Source organism: Candidatus Nitrospira allomarina, from assembly GCF_032050975.1.
Classification (GTDB): domain Bacteria; phylum Nitrospirota; class Nitrospiria; order Nitrospirales; family UBA8639; genus Nitrospira_E; species Nitrospira_E allomarina.
This window is the reverse complement of sequence record NZ_CP116967.1, coordinates 1,217,932-1,242,857: the sequence shown is the minus strand read 5'-3', so window position 1 is coordinate 1,242,857 and position 24,926 is coordinate 1,217,932. Positions and strand designations below refer to the sequence as shown.

Sequence of the window (24,926 nt, the reverse complement as noted above, 5' to 3'; positions counted from 1 at the left end):
TATCATCAACACCCGAACCGTGAATCGCAGGGCGGGAGCTTAAAACCTCCTTGTGGAGGAGGGTTCCATTCCGGTCCAGGACCCGCAGGCTCTTGAAGATCGCTATTATCATAAGGCTCTTCATTGCCGGTGACCCCATCCTCATAGGAATCCTTGAACATCTCACCCAGCTCCTGCTCAAACTTCCCGTTTCCATTTAAATCAATCCAAAAAAACACCGGATCGCCCACGGTCAAGACGACCGGGGTGCCGAACTCGTCGAGCCATACCTTATAGGTTCGACGTGCCGTCATAAAATTAACGGACCCGGAGCCGGTCAGGTCAAATTCCCTGAAGAACATATCGTTGCGCCAATCATAATAGGCGTTGATCTCCCGAGGATCGAACTCATCCGGTTCCACCGGAAGCTTTGGGCGTGTTTGAAGCGACGAAAACGGATTGGTATTCATGGCCACAGGCTGAACCCGGATTGAAGGTTGGTGATCAGCTTGATAAGGGAAGACAGCCTCCTCCCGGGAAGTGAGATGGAATGCCCCAAGCAAGGCAATACAGAGAAAGGGAAATGGCGTCATAAAAGTTGCTCTTATCCTCGTCATTCAGGGAGACTAGCAAAATTGTATTCTTTGCCAGAGCAAAGGTGCAAATTTTGGTGAAGGATGGAACCCGATTGAACCTTATCCGAATTACCCGCGGGCTAACAGGTTTGAGGAAATTATGTCAAATGGGATGACATCCCCTTCCAACCTCTTACCCTATTATATTCATCAGAAGATTTCTCCCGACTGGAAAAATTGAAAAGGATTGACCATACGATGAAAGCGGAACCACCCTGGATAACGGGATGGAGGCTTGCTCCGGCCCACATGAAAGAATGGGTATTGCTCATCTGCTTTTGTGGAGTGTTGGGAGGGTGCGCCTCCATAGAATTGCCGGATAGTGCAGAACAGAGGGGCAGCGAATTTAATTGCGCCGTGGGAGATGTGACGCCGCATGAAGCCATCGTGTGGTTGCAAAGCACTGGCCCCCAAACCCTGAAAATTCAATATTCCCCTGACCCAGAGTGGTCCACCTTTCAAGAAACCAAAATGGTGACAACCTCTCCGGAAACCGATTTCACCACCCACATTCCCCTGAGGGCTTTGACCCCGAAAACACGGTATTGGTATCGGAGCCTGGAGCCGGGAAAAGATCCCGGACGACCATGTCAATTCATCACGGCTCCACTTGAAGATGACGTGACGACCGTGACCTTTGTGGTTGGAGGAGATACGCGCCATAGTTTTCAACCTTTTTCAATTATGGAAACCATGCGCACGGTGAGTCCAGACTTTTTTGTGTTTTTGGGAGACACTATTTACGCGGACAAAGACACGCCTGCCCGAGAATTATCGGACTATTGGCACAAATATCGAGAAAACCGTGACGGATTGGCTCGACGGCTTTTGGCAGAAACAAGTGTCTATGCCATCTGGGACGATCACGAAGTGGACAGTGACTTCACTTCAACGAATCCACTCATGCCTATTGGTCGCGAGGCCTTTTTTACCTACTGGCCCATTCGCCAGTATACGCCGGATCCCACCCGTCTCTATCGGACATTTCGCTGGGGAAAAGCCGTGGAACTCTTTCTCCTGGATACCCGCCAATATCGAAATCCGGCAACCAACACGATGTTGGGAGCTGATCAAAAACAATGGCTTCTGGCCCAGCTCGAGGCCTCTTCCGCCAGATTTAAATTTATTATCTCCTCCGTCCCCTTTTCCGATCCTCGGGTCGATAAATGGGGAGAATATCCCGATGAGCGAGATGAGATCTTGCGGTTTTTAGACAAAATGGGCATTACGGGAGTGGTGTTCCTTGCCGGTGATGTGCATCTTGGAGCGGTGAGTCGCATGCCTGGTTTGACGGATCGCAAAGAATTTATTTTCGGTCCCCTGGCCGCTTCGATGAATTACAGAATTTCTGATCGAGAGCCACGATTTGAGTACTTTAACGACGCCTCACGAAATTTTGGGAAAATCACCGTTGATCCTAATGGCTTGAAGCCCTCGGTCCACATAGAGTGGTTTGATGCCAACAAGACTTTGCTTCACCAAGTCATCCTTGAAGAAAATTAAACCGATTTCCTGTTCTCTCAGTTGGTGAAGCATGCCTTGAAAGCCGTTGTCATGACTCGATCACTTCCCCTAACAGCCCCTGAATCCCTGGAAAATGTGCATCCTTCCAGCCCAGAGCTCCAAGAACGGGATCCGCTTGTGCAGGCAGAGCCCACTCCGTCAATCCCGTAGATTCCAAATATGGGGGATTGTGGACACCACGGAATGGTTAGATCTCAAGGCCCTCACAGGAAAAAGCGCCACGTTTTCTTTGAATTTCATGTTTCCCCGTTCTCTGTTTCAGACCCAGAACAGGATTGAACAACAAAGGAAATTGAAAACTGTTGTGGGGGCTCTCCATGCAGGGGTTTCCCGGGAACAGCCCTTTTGAGAATGTGGGGGGTGCAAGGGCACTCGAATAATCCGCTCTCACCATGCTAGGGTTTCATTGATGCTCAGCCGCGGTGGTTCATGATGCCCACTCCTTCCCATTCATCTTCGTTGAAGAACCCGCCGGCATGGCTGTGTGAACTGCCGAAAAAAGATCCCTGGTCCAGACCATTTGCCGAAAGCCTGTTGACCCACTTGGATCTCTCTGAAGGCGCAACCATACTGGATGTGGCCTGTGGAGATGGGATTCCTGCCTTTTATCTCGCTCATCATGTTGGACCAGGTGGCCATGTCATTGGAATTGATGCCAATCACGCCCAACTCATTCGTGCCCGCGCCGTTCAGGGACCATATTTCCCCTGGCTGGAGTTTCGCCTTGGGGATGTCCGAACCTTGCCCCCCGATCTCGGCCAATTCGATCGCATCACGGGCAACCTGTCCTTTATGTTTTTTCGGCCTCACCGTCTGGAGGCCCTTCAGCAATTGGCTCGATTTCTCAAGCCTGGAGGGCAATTGGTTCTCACATTTCCCTCCCTTGGAACGTTTGATTCCCTATGGAAACGCGTGGACCGGGAAATGACCCAACAAGGGCTCACGAAAGAACGAGAGGCATTTGCCGATTATCTTGCCGAACGGCCTTCGGCGGTGGATGCCCGAACATGGCTGGCAGCCTGCGGATTGGTCAACATTGACGTGACAGAATATCCCCTGGAAGTGCACACCGGTCCAGGTCAAGAGTTCCTGTATCATCCGTTGCTCCGTGGGGGATTCTTAGACGATGTCTATGAATGCTTCGCCGATCAAACATTGGCAGACCAATTCATGAATACGATTTCCCTCGACACCCGAAGCTTTGTGCCGCTTTTCGCGCAACGCTGTGTCATGGCTGGTTGGTTGCCAAAGCCATAAGCATCCTGGGGCTCTAACCGAATTCAACGAGCACGATTATTTTTCCACACGGCTCTTATAGAAGAGAAGGGAACTGGAAAATGGCAGAGGAAGTGACGCCGGATCGAATCATGCAATTGGGAATGGCCTTCTGGGGCTCCAAGACACTGTTGAGCGCCGTGGAACTCGGCGTCTTCTCCGAGTTGGCCAAACAGCCGCTTGATGCCCAGGTCCTGCAGGCACGTCTGGGGCTTCATCCTCGCAGCGCGAGGGATTTTTTTGATGCGCTTGTCGCACTGGGCATGTTGGATAGGCAGAATGGACACTATGCCAATACATCCGAGACCGACCTGTTTTTAGATAGAGCCAAACCCACCTACTTGGGAGGGTGGCTGGAAATGGTCAATTTCCGTCTTTACCGATTTTGGGGAAATCTGACCGAGGGATTACGGACCGGGCTACCGCAGAACGAAGTCAAAGAAGGCAAGAATTTCTTTGAAGAATTATACAGCGATCCTCAGCGCCTGAAAGAGTTTTTAAGTTCCATGACAGGGTTGAGCATGGGAGCCAGCAGGAAGATCGCCTCTCAATTTCCCTGGAAACAATACCACACCTTCATTGATGTCGGATCCGCCCAAGGCGGATTAGCGGTGCAGGTGGGATTGGCGCATGAACATATTACCGGCGGTGGGTTTGATTTACCCGACACGGGTCCAATTTTTAAGGAATACGTCCACTCCTTCGGACTGTCCTCCCGATTGCAATTTTATCCAGGAAATTTTTTCTCGGACCCCCTTCCAAAAGCCGAAGTGCTCTCGATGGGCCATATTCTCCACGACTGGAATTTGGAAGAAAAGAAAATGTTGATCGCCAAAGCTTATGACGCCTTGCCCCCAAGCGGCGCCCTGATTATCTTCGAGTCGTTGATCGATGATGAGCGACGCTCAAACGCCTTCGGTCTCTTGATGAGTTTGAATATGTTGATCGAGTTGCCAGGGGGGTTTGACTATACCGGCGCGGACTGCACCGGGTGGTTGCGGGAAGCCGGATTTCGCGAAACCCGCGTGGAGCATTTAATCGGAGCGGATTCCATGGTAGTAGGCATCAAATGAGACCGGTTTTGGGAGCTGATTCTCTGCCGGTTGAATGTAGAGATACCCTCACGGCTCACAAGCAACCGTGATGAAGTCGATTGTTGCCGCTCATATGAGTCATACAATTGGTGATTGATGCAATCCGATGGATGCCGCGACGGAACCTTCAAACATTGCTGAGTCTGATGCATCACCTCATAACCTTTTTAAGCTCATCCCAGGCGTATCCGGCCAGCCCCCTGGCACAAGCAATCCCAAAAATTCAAAGGTTAATAAAAATTGATGACGATCCAATTCCTGTTTCATCACATAATCCTATCGTAACAATCCTTCGGAATGCCAAATAACACCGCACCTCAGTCGGCAGATACACGGGCAGGAATGAATCGGCCCTGATTCTGAAAGGTCGAAGGAGAAAGGTGAACACTTCACGGTGGGTCGTCATGGCGGGAACCTTGATCGTTGTGTGTGCAGGAGGATGGTACGGAATGATTTGGATGCCGGGGAGCAGTTATCAAGGCGCCTTGCCATTAGCGACCGACGAAATACGTGACCTGGAGCAAAAACTTCACACCCATGTCCACACGCTGAGCACACAAATAGGAGAACGCAATCTCTTTCACTATGACAAACTCATGCTCGCGGCCGAATACATTCGCACTGAATTCAAAGCCGCCGGATATGATGTCCTCAGCCAAAAATTCGACGTTTCCGGAAACATCTGTGAAAACATCGAAGCCGAGGTACGCGGGACGGATCGCCGGGAAGACATCCTTCTTATTGGCGCACACTATGATTCCGTCAAAGGGAGTCCCGGCGCGAATGATAACGGGACCGGAATCGCGGCGATGTTGGCCCTGGCCCGGGTATTCGCCCAATCCCCTGTTTCTCGCACTCTCAGATTTGTGGCCTTCGCCAACGAAGAACCTCCATTTTTTCAAACCCCAAGCATGGGGAGCCGCGTGTATGCCCAGCGCAGTCGCCAGCAGAATGAACGCATTATCCTCATGCTTAGCCTTGAAACCATTGGCTACTATACAGAGGCACCGAACAGCCAAAGATACCCACCGCCGCTCAGCCTCATTTACCCGTCAAAGGGAAATTTCATCGGTTTTGTGAGTAACCTTGCGAACAGGGATTGGGTGCAGCAGGCGGTATGGTCCTTTCGACAGCACACCCAGTTTCCTTCAGAAGGGGCTGCGTTACCTGAGTGGTTGCCTGGAGTAGGCTGGTCGGATCATTGGGCATTCTGGCAGGAAGGATTCCCCGCCCTCATGGTCACGGATACCGCTCTGTTTCGGGATCCGAATTACCACACCTCGAACGATACACCTGATCACATTCACTTCGACCACCTCGCACGAGTGGTCACCGGACTGCAACATGTCATCAGGGACTTGGCCAACCAACCTTGAAGAACATCATGACGAAGGACCCGTCTTAGACCCGATAGCACCCCCCCTTGGGCTTTCCAATAAAAAATATAAAATATTGTCAACAAATGCGGGGTCCCTCGTCATCCCCAGGTGATCGGAGAAAATAAACAGCACCTGGCTCCAGTGGATAGGCGAGGTCAATCGGCTTCCCAGCATCTTCTCATTCCTCTCATCCATTAACGCGCTTCGCCGTAAGACGACTCCATCTCCTGGGGCATGCTTGGTAATCTTCAGACGCCCGTCCTCTTGAATTTGTGCCGCCGACATGGTCGGCATGGAATCCCCCGCAACCAGCAATAACCGTGTGGTTGGCGGAGGCGTCGCGGTGAGGTCCAACGCGGAGGTCAATTGCTTGGCCCGGTCTAAGGCCTTTCGTTGATGATCCAACGCCACTCTCCTCCGCTCCTGCGGGTCGGCGATGTCGGGTAACAATATCTCAAGAATCCAGTCCTGAGATGGATCGGCCAATCCCCATCCGTGCCGCTCCCACAAGGTTGGATCAAACACATTCGTAACCGGTTGATCATTGACATCTAATAAAGGCTGATGACGGCTTCGGGGAAGCAACTGATACACCGATGGCATCGTGCCCACGATGGCTGACGGATATGTCGAGAGTAGGGGAGCTGGCTTTAACCCATCCACGAGAATTGTCAGGGTTTCCACCGAACCCGCATTGGGTGGACCAATCACCACTAGATGATCCACGTGTCTGGCACCCTCCCAGGTCACGGGAGGCAGGCTGCCATCGGCGGGAAGATCGGCCGCCCCAAAACGTAGATAATACCGGGCCACCAGACTTCCCATGGAGTGCGCCACCAGATCAAATTTCACCGGGCTTCGTTTCATTCCGAACCGTCTGAAGATCTCCTCCTGGACTTCCGCTTCCTTGGCTTTGATAAACCGGTCCAAACCCTGAGCAGATTCCACCAGATCGCGCCGCCAGTCGTATGCATATTGAAAACAGGTAAAGTGCCGGTTGCCATATTGCACCGCATGACTCTCCGCCAGTTGCTGGTCACGATAGCCTCCCACACCGAGGGTGCGTAGGATGTTGTAATAGGCATTCAGTTCCAGGGGAATACCAAGAAACTTCAAGACCACCCGGTCTAAAGCTCCGGCCTGCCTCACGGTATCCCGCAGATCATTCAGGGCTACGCCAGGCGCCATAGGCAATGCCAATAAGCGCGCTCCTTCGGCCGTTGTCGGATCGACCGCTCCCGAACCGAATGCCCCCCAGACCACTTCTCCGGTATTTTCCTCTTCTAAGCGGGAACCCAGGATTCCGGGAATGACGATGACCGGATTACGAAGGGGGTCCTCCTGCTGCGCCAATTTGTTATACAGATTGCCCAGATCCGGAACAGTTTGGAAGGCCGAACAGCCGATTAGCGAAAACAGGCCACCCACGCAAAGGAGAAAAATTCGGATCATCAAAAAAATCCTCCAGCCGCGGTTCGCGGGACTAGAAGCCCCGGAACTATGGCTTTCGATAAATATCGTGGTCCTCTTGTAGTCTTTTAATCCCTGGCTAGGTTACATCCATCCGGTTGATCCCTTGGAGTGAGTATGGTGGGATAGGCGGCACTCGAAAAAAACGCGTGAAGCTGAAGGTGGGAAAAGATTCAATTCTCAAAAAAATCCAAAAGCTAAATCCCGAACGGGATCATGAACGTATTGTCTTTTTGTCCACCTGTTACGATTTTTCCTTCGACACGACCCGGGCTCTCGAGTTGGCCTTGTTTCGCACCTTCTGTGTGCCGAGTATTTCCGGGCTGCTGGATCGGACCGGAGAATTCGGGCAAAGAACTCAAAAACGCTATGACGACACCGACATTCTAGTCAGCGAATTGTTGGAATGGGGATACAGCAGTGAACGGGGACGGCGGGCCATCCAACGAATCAACCGGTTGCATGGACGTTTTTCGATTGCGAACGAAGACTTTCTGTATGTTCTTTCCACCTTCCTCTTCGAACCCATCCGGTGGAACCGGCATTATGGCTGGAGACCCATGTGTGAGCAGGAATGCCTCGGTCTCTTCTACTTCTGGCGAGCCGTCGGAAAAGGCATGCAAATCCAGGAAATTCCAGAGGATTACCAGACCTTTGAGCGTTTCAATGTCGAGTATGAACGTGAACGATTTCGTTTCACCCCATCCAACCACCGTGTCGGAACCGCCACGGTTGAGCTGTTTGTAGGCTGGTTTCCAAGAATACTGGCCCCGCTGGTTCGCTCGGCCATCTATGCCCTGTTGGAGCCTCCGCTCATTAGGGCATTCGGCTTTCCTGAACCGTCGCGATTGATGCGCTGGGCGGTGCCCTCATTCCTGAAGCTGCGAGCCGGTATATGGCGATACCTCCCACCCCGGCGGCATCCCCGGCTACGAACGGAGATGGTTCATCCTTCACAGCCGGACGGTTATGTGATCGAACATCTGGGTCCGCCGGAGGAGACGAAAGGGAAATGAGGATAGGAAAGCTGGGCTGCCTATCTCTCATCCTCTTGTAGCGTGGCCACGCAAATACCATAAATTAACAGTTCTTCTCATAGGCCTATTCATTCACAAATGGGAGATTCAATCATGAAAATAGAGTCCATTAATTCATTCACACGACATTCTCGCCTGGGGTTTTGCTGCCTCCTGCTGGCGTTTCTTCTTACCGGTCTGACTGCCGGCTGTTCACATCAACCGTGGGACATCGACACTTACATCCAGAATCTTGAACGGCCTGAACGGGACGACTACCAACAGCCGGAAAAGGTTGTCGAAGCGTTGAACATCATGCCCGGTATGGTGGTGGCTGATGTGGGAGCAGGATCAGGGTACTTTACACGCCGGTTTGCCAAAACAGTTGGAGAGACAGGACAGGTGCTGGCCGTGGATATCGAGCAGAAAATGCTGGACTACAACAAACAGGAATTGGAGAAACTCGGGATGGCCAACCGGGCCATATTCATTCTGGCTAAACCGGACGATCCGTTACTTTCCGAAAACAGCGTGGACCTGGTCTTTTTGTGCAATGCGTATCATCACGTCGAACATCATGTGGATTACTGGGCCAAAATCAAATCCGCGTTAAAACCCAATGGACGGCTCGTCATCATCGATTTCTACCACGATGAGCGGTCCGGCAAACTCAGCTTCTCCAAACACCATCTGGTTCCCAGAGAACGTGTCATTGAGAACATGGAGAAAGTGGGACTCACTTTGTCAAAGGAGCACACCTTCCTCTCACGGCAGTATTTCCTGGAATTTGAGAAAACCAAATAAAAAAATTTAAGAGAAATTAGAAGTTGTTCGCGTCATTATATGTTTTTATATGATGACTGGACGAACTTTTTAAAACAAACATAAATGAAATTAAAACATTTTTCTTGGTCTGCTAGACAAAGTAAAGGCATCCCTAAGTTACTTTCATCTCTCCCCCTCTTCGGAATGAACTTGCAGGCCACGGCCAAGGTGATGTTGTTGTAACTCTTCCACGGGCTTATTCCGCTTTAACATTGAATGTGGCAGATTCCTGAAACCAAACCGTTATTGAACAATGAACTAAAATGGATTCCATCCAAGAGTAGTTCGTGGTTGACCTCATCCCTTGTGTGTAAAATCACCCAGACTTTAGCCCCGTCCACCAACACAACTGGGCACGCTGGCTTATAAGGCAGCTTCCCTATATTCCGTCCTGATAAAGCCTACTTATTCCTTTTAGCGCATAAAATAAATTTATACGTTAATTAGGATATTGTTATTTTATACGTTTTGGCGCATAATAAGGGTAGAGGTGAAACATGTCCGACCTTGCACGCAATCCGAAACAGATCGGGAATCTGATCCGGCGGGCCCGAAAGCAACGCGGCTTGAGCCAGACGCAGCTCGGAGAAAAGACCGGATTGCGCCAGGCGACGATATCGCTCATCGAGACGGGGAATCCGGCCGCGACGCTGGAGACGATTCTGACGGTGCTCAGCGTCCTCGATCTGGAGTTCCGGATCGCGCCGCGATCGAAGGGGACGGCGGCTGATATCGAGGATATTTTCTGATGGCCCGCAACCGCCGGCATGCCCCGTTACGCGTGCTGCTGAACAACCACCCGGTCGGTCAACTCCACAAGGCCACAAGCGGAGCCATTGCCTTTCAGTACCACCCGGACTGGTTAGGATGGCCACACGCCCTACCGGTCTCACTCTCGCTCCCTTTGCGCGAAGACGCCTATAGAGGAGAACCGGTCGCTGCCGTGTTCGAGAATCTATTGCCGGATTCGGATGCGTTGCGCCGTCGGGTTGCGGAAAAAGTCGGAGCGGGCGGAACCGATGCCTATAGCTTGCTTGCTGCCATTGGCCGCGATTGTGTAGGGGCGTTGCAATTTGTGGGGGCGGACGATGGCGTAGAGGAGATCGACGATTCCGCCAAGATCACCGGGGAGCCCGTCAATGAAAGGGCCATTGAAATGCTCCTCAACGGATTGGCGCAAACCCCTTTGGGGCTGAGCAGTGATGATGCGTTTCGAATATCACTGGCCGGAGCGCAGGAAAAGACCGCACTGCTCCGGCATAAGGGCAAATGGCTTAAGCCCCGCGGCTCCACACCCACCTCCCATATTTTCAAAAAACAGATCGGCCGATTGCCGAATGGACTCGACCTCTCGAATAGCGTCGAGAATGAATTCTATTGCCTGAAACTGGCGGCTGCATTTGGCCTGCCGGTCAACCGGGCGGACATCTACACATTCGGAGAGACCAAATCGCTTGTGATCGAACGCTTCGACCGGCGCTGGACAAAAGACAAGCGGCTGTTGCGGCTACCGCAGGAGGATTGTTGCCAGGCGCTTTCGGTGCCGCCCACCCGGAAATATCAAAGTGAAGGCGGACCGGGAATGATCGAAGTGCTTGATCTGCTCAAGGGCAGCGATCACCCCCTTGAAGACCAGGAAACCGTATTAAAGGCCCAAATCTTCTTCTGGCTTATTGGCGCAACGGACGGGCACGCCAAAAATTTCAGCATTTTTCTCAATCCAGGAGGCAGTTATCATCTGACGCCCCTCTATGACGTCCTCACCGCTCAGCCGAGCTTCGAAATGCGTCAAATTGAAAGCAAACAGATGAAACTAGCCATGTCGGTGGGGACCAAGCGGCACTATCGAATCGGCGACATTCTCGGGCGGCATTTTATTCAGACCGTGGAAGGGGCGGGACTGCCGAAAAGATTCGCCCTTGAGACTATTGAGAAAGTGGCTGATACAGCCGGGCAGGCATTGGAAGCCACCGAACGCGTCCTACCGGTGGATTTCCCCGAGATCATTCACCGGGCGGTCAAAGCCGGCGTGACCAACCGTCTGTCCAAGTTGCAAATTGCGTAACTTGTAGGGGAGGGTACGTGTGATGGACTCATCCGGCTATTCGGCCCCGTTTATCATGGGCATGCCCCGCTGTTTCCAGCCTGACATGTGACCGTCCAGGTACACAATATTTTGATACCCCGCCGTCCAGAGAGCGAATTTACCGATCCACGCTCTCGGACCATGCTCGCAATATACGACAATCGAGTCCTTCGGTGTGGCGTTGATCTTTTTATGGCGGCTCCAAATGGCGTAAAAAGGCAGATGCACAGCGCCCGGTACATGCCCGGCATCGTATTCACTTTGCGAGCGGACATCCACAATCACCGGAGCCGTGTGTGTTTCAATTGAGGCTAACAGTTGCTCGGGAGTCATATCGTGAAGGCCTTTCTCCGAACATGAGACAAGGGTGGTAAACACGACCAAACCGACACACCAAAGCAAGACGGTATCCAAATAGGGAACAAAGGGCAAACCCGTCAGGAAATTGAGAGATGGTTTCCAAATTTTCGGAGTCAACAATTCACCGCAAGGCTGACCAAGATGGCTCCGCGTGATCCCCTCATCAATAAAAAAGCTTTGTGCCTTTCCGACATAGCAGGGAAAATCCTGTGAGCGGTCTTGCCACCTACGATGATCCGATTATTCACACATGAAGTGATCTATAGGTTGGGGTTCGCACTAATGCCCTCTGGTAAGCATTCATTGAAAAAAAGACTTCATTGGTCCTTTATTCTTGATGTCCTATTCTGGGCGGAGAAAGCGGGGCCCGCTTCAGGGTAATCCATTGAGAGGTTATGTCGTGGACGAATCCGACGCCACACTCGCAATGGTCGTCACCAAGGTGCCAAAATCGCAAATCGCGGCAAGAGCTAATAGAAAGCCTACCGAAATGCCCTCAGTTGCGTCCTTCAGCGGTAGAAGCCACGCACAGCTCGTGGGAATGGGCGCCATGATGTTACCAACCTCGGTCCATCCGTTTTGATAGCTTGGGTCCTTTGCTTGTTCGACCGAGGCCCAAATACCGGTTGCCAGGAGCCCCGTCCCTGCAACGCTCAGTGTAATAGGCCCTACCACAGGCGCGTATTTACAATTCGCCTTCACCGATGAATAGATTGTAAAGGCCAGATTGAGAGCGACTGGGACGAACCCGGCACCCCAGTATGTCACAGTGGCCGTGTCTGCCTTCGACCAATCGGATGGTGACTTCTCCAGCACCTGATAAGGCACAGTAAACCCTTGAAACATCAGTGTCAGGACAATACCTGACCACGATAGGAAGGTGGCGATTGGATCTTCCTCGCCGTCGGATAGAGCAGCGAGACCATCGTTGGCGAGATCATCGGCCGTGTAAAGAAAATATGAGATGCCGGCGAGGAGCAACATGACCTCCTGGAGCGACGAGAGTTCTGCTGTTGGACCCCCCCCCTTGGGCAGTGCCTCTGTGTCTCCCGTTTTGAAGGACGGCCAAGGTATAGGAGAAGATGTAATGGTGCTGACCTGAGTGCTGGTAAAAGGAGGACTGGGCTTGGCAGGGTCACTCTTGGACCCAAATAACAGCTTATAGAGGATGGTGGCCGGCACCGCAAGGATCAGGCTGAGTACATCCAAGATGGTCAGGTCGTCTCCCGGATTCTCAGGTGTGCCCGTAATGACGTACTTGTACAACCACGAGAGTATGGGAATGTCGATAGTCTTGTTCAGAGCTGCCTGAAGAGTGGAGATTGCCGTGCCAAGCAGATTCAGCAGCGCAATGAGGATATCTTCGACCATATCCAACACGAAGACCACAACATCCTCAGCGGCCTGAAGGAAGTCCAGCATGGCGACATCAAAGAACTTTTTCGGATTGCTTTTCTGAATCTGCAGAAAGTTCTGAAGCGATTGAGTCTTATCTTGGAAATCCTTGGCCTGGGCCTGAACCATGTTGTAGAGCGTATCGAACGGACTCGTGTCTGCCAGAGGAGGCAACGCCGCGGCCAGGCTTGAGGTATTCGCAAAGTGATGCTGCGCCTTGGAAGAGACGTAATTACAACGTGCGGCATGGGCATGAAAGGTGTGATGGTACGGTTGCCCCTGCAGCACGATTGACGAGCCGCCCTTTTGCTTGTTTGCGTACTGGTTGAAAGACAGGCCTGATTCAAAGACCTGTTCAGCATTCGTAAAGGCACTCTGAACCTCACTTTTGAGCGCAGCGAACTTTTCCTGTATGAGGCTCACCGCATCCTGATCGCTTGCCTGCAAGTTTGTCATGACGGAATTGATGTAATACTTGATAACGGCATGCGTATTCAGGATATCGGACCACTCAAACAGTTCCCGTAAAAAGATTATCACTTCCTTGATGACGTGAATGGCTTTCTTGATGTAGTTGACAAGGACCTCTAAAAAGTCGCCGATGTCGTCAACGGTCTGAAGAACAAATTTTTTAACGGCGTGGCCAACAGTAATGATCACATTCACCACATCGTTTTCGACGGTGTGAAGAATATGCACGATATCCTTGAACACGTGTTTAAAGAAATTCGCGACATCCCCCCAAAAATCGGAAAAAGAGAAGTCAGCCTCAAGATTCGCGTGAGACCGTATACGATCCTGTGCCTCCTCCAGGGAAAGGGGTCGAATTCTCGGCCCGCTCTCCGCGGTGAAGTCGAGTTCCCAGTGCGGCATATCAAGTTGGCTCAGATCGAAATGCGCCGACGGTGCGGTCCTCTTCTGCCACATCAACTGCCCTGCAGTTTTGATGGTCGAAGCAACTGTATCGGCCTCCGGGTAGCCAGACGGCAGAATCCCGGCACTTTCAAGAGAGGCTCCGGTGACGGGAAGACTGAGATCCTGACCTGCCAGACGGCTGAGGGTGCCTTGGTCAGCCGGACACGCTTTCCATTCGCCTGAGGACATATAGTCGGGCACATTGATGCTTAGCACCGGCGCGGTCAGCGTCATGGCCCGTATGGCGACGGTCAGCTTGCCCTGTGTGTTGGTGACGATCTGCGCCGATTCCTGCGGGCTGACATGATAAGCCAACTCGTTGGCGATAATCACGGTCGCACGGTCTGCCATGATGTTTATCACCACTGAGGGTACCGGACTACCATACTGATCCACGGCGACAATTTCTGTACTGTACGTGCTCACTGTCTGGGGTGCCTGGGCGGGCGGGGTGGGACCATCCAACTGCTGCACAAACCATGATCCATAGATCGAATGTTCTCCATTGGGCACTAACTTCTGGCTCAAGTGTTGGACGTCTTCAGTAAGGCTGACATTGAACACTTCCGGACCAAGCGCCATGACGGTGGGACATGCAATGACTTTTAACGCGTTACCGAGCGAAACCCAGTTCGGGTTAAAGACCGGATTTCCGGATGACTCGGTCTCCGTCTGCCGCAGCAACCAGAGCTGCCCCTGAAGGTCGAGCGCGAACACCATATAGCGGTTCTCGCCATCCACACCGAGGGCCATGGACTGGACGCCTGCCGGCGCCGTTCCCGTCGCAAGCAAATCCAAGGTCGTGGGGGCATCGGCGAAAAAATCTCCCACATAGAACAATTGATCGTTGTTGGTACGCACCAAAAAGGCGCTTTGCCCCACTGTCGCCGGCAACCCATGGAACCGGGTAATTGTTAACGGACCCGTCGCGAGAGGAAAATTCTTCCATTGGGAGTTGGCCGCCCACTGGAACACCCCACCCACAATTCCACCGCACCGGTAATTGACCGTAGTCCCCTCCGCAGATGTTACCGGCTGCAATATGGTCAATTGGGTCGATTGCAGTCCGATGACGACAAGATATGCGGGAGTTGTCGAGGCGGTTTCCATTTCGAAGTTTTGCGTCCACAAGTCAGTACTTTCATTTCGGGAGATCAGAAAGAACGTGGGCTGCGCTTCTGTGACGGAAATGCCATAGAGGAAATGATTGCCCTTGGGATCGCGATACACATCCGCTTGCGTCGTCTTAGCCAAAATACCCGGTGGAGATGGCATGGAATTCCAGTAACCCTCCGATGAGCGCTGCATCCAGATAACGGACTGCGTGCTGCTTCCTGATGTTGCCGGATAAAAGACAAGAACGTTTAGCACTCCCTGGTCGTAAAACCCGAGGAGTGTCGAGATAGGGTTCGGGACCATGATTGGAATGGGCACAAGATTTTGGTTCCAGCCGGAGTGGGAGGTCTGATCCCGCACAAAATGCAGCACACTTGTGTTGTCATTCCCCACGGTGAGCAACTCGTTTACCAAGGTGCCATTCACCTGATTTGTGACGACGATAAATTTACCGGTGAGTTCGCTGGCAACCGGCGGAGTCATCACGGACAAATAGTCTTCGATCAAGCTCGAACTTACGGTCATACCGGAAGCGGTACGTGTCATGTCTCCCTCCCTGGATTGGATGATGCGAACGCCATAAGGGCTGCGCGGCAGCACGATCGAAGTGCAAAGCCCGAAAGACGGACGTTTCGGTCCGGTCTCCTCCTCCCGTAGTACTTCAACAGTTAGCCCTTTTCACATTGAAGTATCTGCATATAAGGAAGTCCGGTCGATGCCGTGCCGGATTCTCCGGAATAGTTTTGAGCCCCCGAATGGCCGTAGCCCCATGCCTTCCACCATGGAGCTTGACTTAATGACTTACTGTCAGGTGTAAAACTATCCGAAAACGAATGCGCATGTGTGCGATCTTCATGTGGAGCTAACGGATCTCCCCCGAATATGGCAAGCGGGCTGCCCCCTGGAGGGAGACCGACCATGAACCGTCCCTGGGTTGCCGCCGGCTGGCTCCATCCGGAAGGGCAGTCAAGGCCCGCGGTAAATATGAGGACCCCGCTGGGAATGTCGCCCGAGTCGGGCCCCTCAGTCTTTATGCATACAAGAAGCTGCACGTATGGGACTTCAGAGCTAGAGGGCGCTGTCGTACCGCTGAACGTATAGTTTCCCTCCGACGTCTGGCTATTGTCGCAACAGCCGTCAACGCCGTTAATATACGTGGAAGAAAGTGTAATGCTCGAGCTGAAACTGTGAGTATGGGTCCGATTTTCGCCGCTGGCGAGCGCGGCTTCGACTGTATGTTGTGTGGTCCCGTTCGGCATCACCGGAACGAAAAAACGCCCTGCCATCCCGTCTAGAAGTTTTCCTGTGGGAGTCCATCCTCCGGGACATTCCTTGGCGTTAAAGAAGGCGATGGCCTGATTTGGATACGGGTCTTGAGCATATACCACCGAAGGAACACTGAATACCGCCGCAACAAGAATCATGATGACGAGTGGTGCTGGCGAGAGTTTGTCGAAGAATTGTGGCAGGCTCGATACGCGCATGAGTACCCCCTTACTATTCTTTTTGACACACCACAAGTTGAATAAACGGCAGGTCTGATGTCGCCTCTTGCATGTCTCCAGAGATAGTGTACTTCCCCGACTTGGCATACCTGTCATCACTGCCACCGGTGGCTAGTGCAGCATGCTTGGTCGGAAGCGTGATATCGGTCTTGTAACTATGGATATGCCCCGGTGCCGTCTTGTCCTGAAGCGGAGTACCGACCGTGACGCCAAGATCCGATGAATTTTGAACCGCGACCACGGCGCGTCCTTGTACGTTGGTGGCCACATTCCAGCCCGGGGGACATGATGTCGTGGTAAAGAACGCCACCATGCCGGAAGGTGTGCCATCAGTGCCCGGGGGATCGGTCGCCATAGCATTCGTTCCTGCTAGGAAACCGGCGACCACAGCTGTCAGGACAAATCCCTTGACGCACCGTTGAAGGCGTTTGTTCTGCATGTCCATACCTCCTTGCAAGATTTTCCGTTGGCGGCCGAGCCGAATGGTACACATCATATATTCATAATGTCTATAAATTTGTTTAGAGAGTTTGCATCGAGAACACCAATGGAATTTTTTCACAAAATGAAACATACCTTAATCCGCTATCCGGGAATACACACCAACACTGGCCATTCGTTGTAGCGGATTAAGAGAGCTGAAAAAGGCGATGCTGCTGCTGGCTTCTCACGCACACTTATGCGTTTCGTTCATTTTCATGAGCACAGCTTAAGGACTTCGGTTATTTTAAATGGCTCAGTTTCTTTGCCCAGTAAGTTGCCAAGAGCCGGCGAACCATTTGTTTGGCATCTTTTTTGGCATTTAATCCGAAATATGCCGAGTACCTTCGTAAACCGTGGGACAAACATAATATCCGAGGGATTTCCTTTTTTCGATCGAGGCTCGAAGATGGTTCAGGGTCATAGACCCCTTAGAGGGTTTCAGCCAAGCCGTCCTTCCGATACAATCCCCCTGAAATCAATGTTGCCTTCTACCCACTGGATTTGTCCCTCCTCTCCTGACATTTTTAGGAGCCTGTCGCCAGGCGTGGTCCATGTGTGGCGGGTTCATTTGGATATGTCACCCCGGCAGGCTGATCTCTACCGTGCCGACCTATCTGAGGAAGAACGGGCACGGGCAGAACGGTATCGGCTTCCTCACCACCAATACCAATTTATTTCAACCAGAGGCATTCTTCGAAATTTGATGGGTCACTATGTGGGCATTTCCCCTGGTACTCTCAGACTTGAGAACAACATACAAGGGAAACCCTTTCTGATCGAACCACCACATCTATTACAATTCAATGTCTCTCATACGAGTGGAATGGCATTGTTGGCCTTCACAATTGAACACGCTGTGGGGATCGATGTGGAACAGGTCAACCGGAATGTCAGCGATCAGGATATCGCCACAAGGTATTTTTCTCCACAAGAGGCGGCGTACCTTGCCACCCTTTCACCTGACAAGCGGACGCAAGATTTTTTGACCTACTGGACCTGCAAGGAAGCATATCTCAAAATGCAGGGGATTGGATTATCGGGTGGAATGGCTCAATGTGAGATCGCACTCGGCCAGGACGGATTGAAGGCTACTGTGCGGTCAACACATGAACCCGATCGAGAAAACGACTGTTCACTCTTTCGCATCAATGCAGGCCAGGCCTACATCGGAGCCCTATCCGTAGACTGTCCTTCGGTTGAAGTGGTGTTTTGGGATTGGAAGGATTAAGGGGGAGCTGAACAAGCCCACCAGCGGCGTGCTCGCCCCTTTGCCATGCTCACGTATTCCCTTGCAGGTTCCGCGTTAAAAAGAGTTAAGACTATCGAACGGAGCACGCCATACGGCCTTGCCGGAGAGAACCTTTTGCACCCCTCTCATTGCACTTGGTCGCTCTGCAATGAAAGAGTCGGGTGTGGAACTGTGGGAAATTGAATTGATCCACAGTCCTATTAATGCGCGGCCTCTCCCTTAAATCGAACGGGTTCATTGCCTTGTAAATGGTCCGGGGTAAGATAGTATGTGCCTTTGAGACTGGCGTCCCAAATTGATTGAGCCGCCGGTTCGTTCCCTCCGGTCAACAGATAAACAAATCCTCCAAATAACCCCCCCACGCCGGCATAGACCACTTTGAAGGGCGTATACAAAATCGATAAGGCTCCACTCGCGATTTGAAGTCCCAGAGACGAATCGTCTGAGTTCCCTGAATTTTCGGCAACCACCGGCGCCGCCACATCAGACGCGGGCGTGATTTCCTCAGCAACCGGTTCAGTTAAGAGGGTCACTTGCTCTTGTGCCATCTCGGTTGGCGGCCCCGGCGGTGCCTGGGTAGCAGCACCTGGATTAGGCGAATCCAATAGGACGGTCGCCGACTGAGTTGTGGTAGGTGAGCTGGAGGAATCACCCGCTACCGGCGCCACCTGAGGAGCGGGAGGATCGGTCGGACTCTCTGCATTCGCCTCCTGTTGCGCGGAGGGGGAGGACGCTGGTTTCTGCCAAGCCTGTTCAAGGGCCAGGATGGTCAGATCTTGTACCACCGGCTCGGACACCACCACTGGGTCAGAACTCCAAGCCTTGCCTTCAAAGGCCACCTCGCCTGCGCCGGTATTCATTCCAAGAATATCAACGACGACTTTGTTCATGGGTAAAGATCCCCCACTTACGGGCTCTATTTTGGAATTCAATGAAGATTCGTTTACATGCACAAATACCACCAATGTTGCCCCAACCTTACGAGCTCCCCCTAGAGCCTGAGCTTGTCCTTCCGTCCCATTTCGAAAAGCAGATTCAGGAACTCCCTCCCCTTGTACAACCTGTCGATTGACCACCAGTAATTGATGGTCATTCAACCAATCCAAAGCCTGGTTGACGGCGGCCACATGATTTCCACGCACCACCACCTTCGTTCCCGGGCTTGGTTGAGTAACCTGAAACCCTTCTTTTTTATAGGCTTCATTCCCGTTGGGACCGCCAGCGCATCCCAACGAAATACTAAAAGCTCCAAGCAGAACGATCAGGTTTCTGATGTGCCGACAACCTAGATCCGACATAGTGATGTTCCCTTCATAACCATTTCTATTGTAATGAAGCGCGTTTGTAGGCCCGATAAGAAGTTTTTCAGAAATCCAGCTCAACAATCACGTGGCCCGGGTTTCCTGTCCAAACATTCACATGAGAACGGGAGGATTTTGCGTGTATGGTCCGCTTTCACATGAAAAATTTACCATATGACGACTGTCTTGAAAAATAAAATACCACAAATCGAGCCTTTAACGGAGAGAGAACCGTTATTTCCTCTCTTTTCTGATAAAATGGAGAAAACTCCTATTTGAAGATCTTCCTATTCCGGGAACAGCCATGAACGAAAAAAAGAGAATCGGTTTTAACCTCTTGACCCATCTTTCACTAAACACTGTATCTTCCATCACGACTCTTGTCGTGACTGGAATTGCGTGAGCCCCAGGTTCCCTAGTATGCTAATGAATCGAATGATTCGGCCGATATACTTGCACAAACGATACACGCTCAAAAAATTTTCTTAAACTTGGCATGGCTTTACGAATTCTGTCATTCTTCATCGAAGGCGTCACCTGGCGAGTGGCGAAAACCCCTACGGGCTATTGCCACCGTGGGCTTTCAACCATGCCAGAGTGGATTCCGGGAATTCCCTCAGGCGTATCCAAGGATATTGTCGAAAGCACCTTTCAACAATTTCCCTCTGATGATGACTCCCTCCAGCCCCACAACATCACATTCAAATTGACCTATCGTGTCGGGTCTTCCAATATTGAGTGCTTTATCTTTTCCTCCCCTGACGACGATCTCTTTTCTGTCAAGATTCCTCCTGGTACTTTCATTGCACTTCAAGAAGCACTTCCATCCCAGACCATCCCACGCATGAGAGTCGCCCGTTTGGCTGTGCAGCATGCGATTGCATCCGGAATGCCAGGAATAGAACTTCTTCCAGGAAGTCCTATTTACGAATCAGTCAAATCGCAATTATCAGGGTCCTGTCTCCAAAAAGCCCAGGTATAAGCCCTTCGCTTTCTCTATCGAACTGACTTGTCCTCTCCATACCAGGCCGTTATCCAGGGATACCGGTTGAAGAAAATTTTTGATGAACCAGATGGCAATCTCTGAAAATTTTGATATCCGGCACAATCTACCTTCTGATTCTCCCAAGCCCCGAGGTGTCACCGGTTCTCTCCTCAATCATTGTGTTGTTGATAAAAAATAACACAAGATATACGGTGAGGGTATTCCCCAAGTCACATTACGTATGCAACAATAGGGTACATTTGCCCTAAAAGAACGAACAAACTGATCCTAGAAAAAAGTTGAATGTTCTTATGGTGTTTCCGAGGAACACATCGTGGTGAACAAACATTCTCCCTCTCTCAGAAAACTTGTACTGATTGTGGATGATGAGCCTGCCGTCCGCCGAACTGTACGGGGAGCATTAGAATCCTCCGGAATTGAATGCGCCGAGTCGGAAAACGGCGCCGAAGCACTTGCGTGGTTAGAAGACAACGAAGTCGATCTCGTCCTGGCTGACTATCACATGCCTATCATGAGTGGACTGACCTTATTGGAAAGAGTCAACGGAACCTTGAACGGCAGAACTCCTCGGGTCATCCTGCTCAGTGGAGTTATTGACGAAATACACAAGCACAAAGCCATGGGACTTGGCGCCTATGCCATTATTGACAAACCCTGTAATTTCCGTGAGCTTGTCGAAAAAGTACACGAGGCTCTCGATTTCTAAACTCCCCCCTCCCTGTTGATCGCATCAAAGGTCGTATCGACTTAGATAACTCAAGAGTAAGCCTGCTGTAGGGTCATCCCCCACATTTCAGGAAATGTTTTAAGGCATTGCCGTTTGCTGGGAATCAGCCAACTACCGCTCGGCAATATTGAACTTCCCATTTTTGGCTATGGCTTGCGGATTCTTTTCATCTCTAGGTATTTCCCTGATCCTGATCGCCTGCTTGAGTTGGTGGATTTTTCCACAACCGGCAAGGTCGGAAAGTTCCGCGCCAGGTATTCATTGGGGCGCGCTCGACTTTCCCGATCAAGAACCGGTGCTTACCACCGGACTTTCCATATTTCGCTTTACTGAATTTAATGGGGAAGGGGAGCGGTTTAATGGCATTCGGGAAACCATCGGATTAAACCTTATTACCACCAGTTGGACCCGCCACTGGTCAAATTCCCTCGAAGGATGGAGCACCAATCTGACATTCGGAATTGGCCCTACGAGAAATCAGCCTTCAGAATCCCTTCAAAACGATTTCGTCCATGACCAGCTGTTTGATATCCCTCAGGTTCCGGTTGGAACGAAACGAAAAGAGACCGATTTTACCATATCCGGTTCAATCACCCGATGGGGAGAACTCCCGGGACAGCGCCGGATACTGTTTCTTGGGGGCGGGGGACAGACGGGAAGCCTCTATCAGGAACTCTTTGCCCGTGGGGGTTTTCGCCGCTGGTCACCGTTAAAAACCATCGACTATCTGAGTGGAACACAGAACGGCTGGATTGCGGATCTGTTCAGACCTCTCCGATTGTCCGGAATGGTGAGGGCCGGGCGACTTTTCAACGGCGCCGCATTCCAGGACTTAGCCAACCATTCATTTGCCGCACAAGGCTCTCTCAGCTATGGCTGGTATGATGAGAAAACGTTACGTCCCTTGTTTGAAGTCGAAATCGGCGCCACCATTGATTCCGGAATGTTTAATGGAAACCAGGGAAATTCCTTGGAGGAGCGCTTTTGGACTGTTGCGATCCGTGCCCACCCGTTTACGTTTGAAACATGGAACGATCAATTAAACGGGCAAGACTTCGGCCCAACTTATGGGGGCAAACTTATGATGGACCTCTCGTTCCTGCTTCCTGATTCCTGGAAGGGGCAATAACTCTTGCTTATGTAGGCACCCATGAAACAGATATTGTAGGGAAAGATTCGAGGCTCCTATTCACCAGATGCCGGAGTAAGAGGTAACCGGCTCCAGGAGTCTCCGGCATCCGTGGTTCGGTACAACCCTCCTCCATTCGTGCCGACATACAAAGTGCGGGGATCCAGGGGGCTCATCTGAAGACTTCGAATACTGGCTGCCTCCAATCCCTGTATTTTCGGTTGCCAGGTTTCTCCTCCGTCCTCACTTTTTTGAACCCGATCACTTGTCGCCATATACAGGATTGACGGGTTAGTGGGATCCAGTTGAATGGCACTGATATAGGCATGTTGAACGCTACCTCCGATCTTTGTCCAGTGTTCGGCCTGGTCGGTTGATTTATATAATCCATCTGTGGTCCCTGCATACACCACGTTACTATTCGTTGGATCAACCACGATTCCATTGACTCCCAACACCATTGAAGCCATTTTGGCATCTGAAGCCACCATGCCCGTCGATGCTTTTTCCCAACTTTCTGTGGCATTGAACGTGCGATAGACGCCTCCCGTCGTCCCCGCGTATAAGACATTTGGACGCTGGGGATCAATTGCCAGGGTCACCACAAAACTCACCTCCGTCATGCCTTGCATCCGTTCAGTCCAATGTCGACCACCATCCAAACTTCGAAAAACTCCAACGGTTGTCGCCGCATAAACCATCTCCGTCCCTAAAGGATTAAACACAATCTGATTAACAATGGCCGAGATCGTGCCTTTCTGAATCCCGGAATTGTAGGGATGCCACGTTCGGCCCCCATCCGGGCTTTTATAGGTCCCATCGCCCATCGTTCCCGCAAACACGGTGGCAGACAGTTGGGGGTCAAGGGCAAGAGTAATCACTCGGGTCCGGGCTAATTCTCCCGCAAATCTGGTCCATGTGGCCCCCGTATCGGAAGACTTGTATACAGCTTCATCCGTGGCCACATAAATAATGTTGGGTTTGGTGGGATGTAAGGCAATGGACACAATGGTATCGCTTCGTTGACCGCAGGCCGTCAATCCGAGCACCAGGGACACAACAAAGGTCACAAGAATTCGGGACATCTTAAAAGGGATTGTCATTGCCAAATGTCAAGAAGTCCCACGTTATCGTGATGGGCGATACGGTTCGGCATATCCGGTCAGTTCGACATAGCCCTGGCCATGAATATTCTCTCCCTTCCAAAGCCCGGTGACATCCACGGCTCCTTCCCAGTATGTCACAGCGGTACTTCGCCCGGTTATGAGTTCTTGATTGGCCATTCTGGGAGAGATATTCAACTTCACCTTTTCCGACGGAATAGATAACGTCCATTGACTAGGGTAACGCGCACCACTGGCCGGACTGGTCCAATGGTCTTGAACGCTTACCTTGAGCGCATCAAGGGAAAAGGATGTCGAGGATCCGTTTGGCCTCACCAATGTTCCACTGGATGCAGGATCAAAGGTTCCATCCGAACGGCGAAGCCCATAGGCCATGATGTCATAATCATTCTCAAGTTGCAGGCTGAACCAATCCCATCCAACGAGACCTTCCGAGAGGTCCGCAGATCCAAATTCATGATCCATCCAACTAACGCCGTTGACCGCCAGCGGCACCCCCTGTACTACCACCGATCCAGTGGTCTGAAGTCGGGTCATTGAATAATAATGGGAGGTGGCCTCTGCCTCCCGGCCTTTCCGGCTCACTCCGTCTATGCCATGAATGACAGGGGATTTACCCGATTCGAGCATCAAATTAATGGAAAAATCTTCAGCCTGCGCCTGTAGATGAAATTGTCGATGATCGGGTGCCACCGCCTTCAGCAACCACCGATCGATCCACACATGGAGCCGATCCCCTTCAGCTCCGGCCTTGTTGATTCCGGCACGACTCAGCTTCTCTGCAAACCGGAATTGGTTATTTGCTTCGTCGGTTAATGCAAAATGGGCAAAGTACAGGTGTCGCATGGCCCATGCAGAAGGATTACTCCAGGCATCGGGTGAGTCAATTCCACGACGAAAAAAGGTCAATTCGTACCCAAACCGTCGGCCATTCGTGGTGGACAGATGTCCGGTAAAATACCACCACTCTGTCTGAAATTGCTCATGACTGCCATGATCCCGGGGGAACGCATAGACGTATCCGGGGCGGGCAGGAGTAAATTCATGAAATCCAACGCTGGGAGTCTCTGCAAAGACCTCCGAAATCCCAAGAATTGAAAACATGAACAGGAGCGAGATCTCTCGCCACAAGGATCTCGTGCTCACCTCAAGACCTGCAGAACCGTCGCGTGGGTGAAGGCGTTCGTCCACTTCATGTTTCCGTTTATACCACGACCTTACATAGCGTACAAATCCCTTGGCACACAAGGATTTTCTCAGTTTACCGAACTCCTTTGGGTCACGATCTTACGTTGACTTTCCCGAAAAATCTCCGCTATCGTACCCCATGCCT

General features: G+C 51.6%; 21 protein-coding genes. 12 read left to right on the top strand and 9 right to left on the bottom strand.

Annotated features, from left to right (window positions below; translation table 11 throughout):
- Window positions 1-5: 5 nt before the first annotated feature.
- Window positions 6-572, bottom strand: a complete 567-nt coding sequence (locus PP769_RS05400; RefSeq protein ID WP_312645902.1) for a hypothetical protein — start codon at window positions 570-572, stop codon at window positions 6-8.
- 240 nt (window positions 573-812) lie between these two features.
- On the opposite strand from PP769_RS05400, the gene PP769_RS05395 reads away from it, so the two are divergent.
- From PP769_RS05395 to PP769_RS05380, 4 genes are all read left to right on the top strand, one after another.
- Complete coding sequence (locus PP769_RS05395; protein WP_312645900.1) at window positions 813-2,117, top strand: alkaline phosphatase D family protein; 1,305 nt, start codon at window positions 813-815, stop codon at window positions 2,115-2,117.
- A 450-nt stretch (window positions 2,118-2,567) separates the two neighbouring features.
- Window positions 2,568-3,395, top strand: coding sequence for a class I SAM-dependent methyltransferase (locus PP769_RS05390; protein ID WP_312645899.1), 828 nt, complete (start codon window positions 2,568-2,570; stop codon window positions 3,393-3,395).
- 80 nt (window positions 3,396-3,475) lie between these two features.
- Complete coding sequence (locus PP769_RS05385) at window positions 3,476-4,486, top strand: methyltransferase (RefSeq protein ID WP_312645898.1); 1,011 nt, start codon at window positions 3,476-3,478, stop codon at window positions 4,484-4,486.
- A 401-nt stretch (window positions 4,487-4,887) separates the two neighbouring features.
- On the top strand, window positions 4,888-5,883 hold the full coding sequence (locus tag PP769_RS05380; RefSeq protein WP_312645897.1) for a M28 family peptidase: 996 nt from the start codon (window positions 4,888-4,890) through the stop codon (window positions 5,881-5,883).
- 6 nt (window positions 5,884-5,889) lie between these two features.
- On the opposite strand, the gene PP769_RS05375 is transcribed toward PP769_RS05380, so the two are convergent.
- Window positions 5,890-7,338: an esterase/lipase family protein gene (locus PP769_RS05375; RefSeq protein WP_312645896.1), complete on the bottom strand. Its 1,449-nt coding sequence runs from the start codon at window positions 7,336-7,338 to the stop codon at window positions 5,890-5,892.
- A 179-nt stretch (window positions 7,339-7,517) separates the two neighbouring features.
- Here PP769_RS05375 and PP769_RS05370 point away from each other — a divergent pair, with 179 nt between their 5' ends.
- From PP769_RS05370 to PP769_RS05355, 4 genes are all read left to right on the top strand, one after another.
- Window positions 7,518-8,372: an oxygenase MpaB family protein gene (locus tag PP769_RS05370; RefSeq protein ID WP_312645895.1), complete on the top strand. Its 855-nt coding sequence runs from the start codon at window positions 7,518-7,520 to the stop codon at window positions 8,370-8,372.
- Between the two features lie 114 nt (window positions 8,373-8,486).
- Window positions 8,487-9,176, top strand: a complete 690-nt coding sequence (locus tag PP769_RS05365; RefSeq protein WP_312645894.1) for a class I SAM-dependent methyltransferase — start codon at window positions 8,487-8,489, stop codon at window positions 9,174-9,176.
- Window positions 9,177-9,694: 518 nt separating this feature from the next.
- Window positions 9,695-9,946 (top strand): helix-turn-helix transcriptional regulator, encoded by a 252-nt coding sequence (locus PP769_RS05360; protein WP_312645892.1) that lies wholly within the window; start codon window positions 9,695-9,697, stop codon window positions 9,944-9,946.
- Window positions 9,946-11,262 (top strand): type II toxin-antitoxin system HipA family toxin, encoded by a 1,317-nt coding sequence (locus PP769_RS05355; RefSeq protein WP_312645891.1) that lies wholly within the window; start codon window positions 9,946-9,948, stop codon window positions 11,260-11,262. The genes PP769_RS05360 and PP769_RS05355 overlap by 1 nt, the downstream gene beginning before the upstream one ends.
- A 36-nt stretch (window positions 11,263-11,298) precedes the next feature.
- On the opposite strand, the gene PP769_RS05350 is transcribed toward PP769_RS05355, so the two are convergent.
- From PP769_RS05350 to PP769_RS05335, 4 genes are all read right to left on the bottom strand, one after another.
- Window positions 11,299-11,760 carry a rhodanese-like domain-containing protein gene (locus tag PP769_RS05350; protein ID WP_312645890.1) on the bottom strand — a complete coding sequence of 154 codons (462 nt, stop codon included), beginning with the start codon at window positions 11,758-11,760 and terminating at the stop codon, window positions 11,299-11,301.
- 276 nt (window positions 11,761-12,036) lie between these two features.
- Window positions 12,037-15,615 (bottom strand): hypothetical protein, encoded by a 3,579-nt coding sequence (locus PP769_RS05345; RefSeq protein ID WP_312645889.1) that lies wholly within the window; start codon window positions 15,613-15,615, stop codon window positions 12,037-12,039.
- A 122-nt stretch (window positions 15,616-15,737) separates the two neighbouring features.
- The gene (locus PP769_RS05340; protein WP_312645888.1) at window positions 15,738-16,553 is read right to left on the bottom strand and encodes a hypothetical protein; all 816 of its coding nucleotides are present in this window, start codon (window positions 16,551-16,553) and stop codon (window positions 15,738-15,740) included.
- Between the two features lie 13 nt (window positions 16,554-16,566).
- Window positions 16,567-17,013, bottom strand: a complete 447-nt coding sequence (locus PP769_RS05335; RefSeq protein WP_312645886.1) for a hypothetical protein — start codon at window positions 17,011-17,013, stop codon at window positions 16,567-16,569.
- 588 nt (window positions 17,014-17,601) lie between these two features.
- Between PP769_RS05335 and PP769_RS05330 the strand changes: the two genes are divergently transcribed.
- A complete protein-coding gene (locus tag PP769_RS05330; RefSeq protein WP_312645884.1) occupies window positions 17,602-18,285 on the top strand; it encodes a 4'-phosphopantetheinyl transferase family protein in 684 nt (227 codons plus the stop codon).
- Window positions 18,286-18,506: 221 nt separating this feature from the next.
- Here the strand turns inward: PP769_RS05330 and PP769_RS05325 are convergent, their stop codons facing one another.
- Window positions 18,507-19,604: a hypothetical protein gene (locus PP769_RS05325; protein WP_312645883.1), complete on the bottom strand. Its 1,098-nt coding sequence runs from the start codon at window positions 19,602-19,604 to the stop codon at window positions 18,507-18,509.
- 499 nt (window positions 19,605-20,103) lie between these two features.
- Between PP769_RS05325 and PP769_RS05320 the strand changes: the two genes are divergently transcribed.
- From PP769_RS05320 to PP769_RS05310, 3 genes are all read left to right on the top strand, one after another.
- Window positions 20,104-20,589 (top strand): hypothetical protein, encoded by a 486-nt coding sequence (locus PP769_RS05320; RefSeq protein ID WP_312645882.1) that lies wholly within the window; start codon window positions 20,104-20,106, stop codon window positions 20,587-20,589.
- A gap of 337 nt (window positions 20,590-20,926) precedes the next feature.
- Window positions 20,927-21,319, top strand: coding sequence for a response regulator (locus tag PP769_RS05315; protein ID WP_312645881.1), 393 nt, complete (start codon window positions 20,927-20,929; stop codon window positions 21,317-21,319).
- Window positions 21,320-21,542: 223 nt separating this feature from the next.
- On the top strand, window positions 21,543-22,469 hold the full coding sequence (locus PP769_RS05310) for a hypothetical protein (protein WP_312645880.1): 927 nt from the start codon (window positions 21,543-21,545) through the stop codon (window positions 22,467-22,469).
- Between the two features lie 56 nt (window positions 22,470-22,525).
- Here PP769_RS05310 and PP769_RS05305 read toward each other — a convergent pair whose 3' ends face one another.
- Entirely contained in the window at window positions 22,526-23,554 is a 1,029-nt protein-coding gene (locus tag PP769_RS05305) for a WD40/YVTN/BNR-like repeat-containing protein (RefSeq protein WP_312645879.1), read from the bottom strand.
- Between the two features lie 42 nt (window positions 23,555-23,596).
- On the bottom strand, window positions 23,597-24,697 hold the full coding sequence (locus tag PP769_RS05300) for a lipocalin-like domain-containing protein (protein WP_312645878.1): 1,101 nt from the start codon (window positions 24,695-24,697) through the stop codon (window positions 23,597-23,599).
- Window positions 24,698-24,926: the final 229 nt, after the last annotated feature.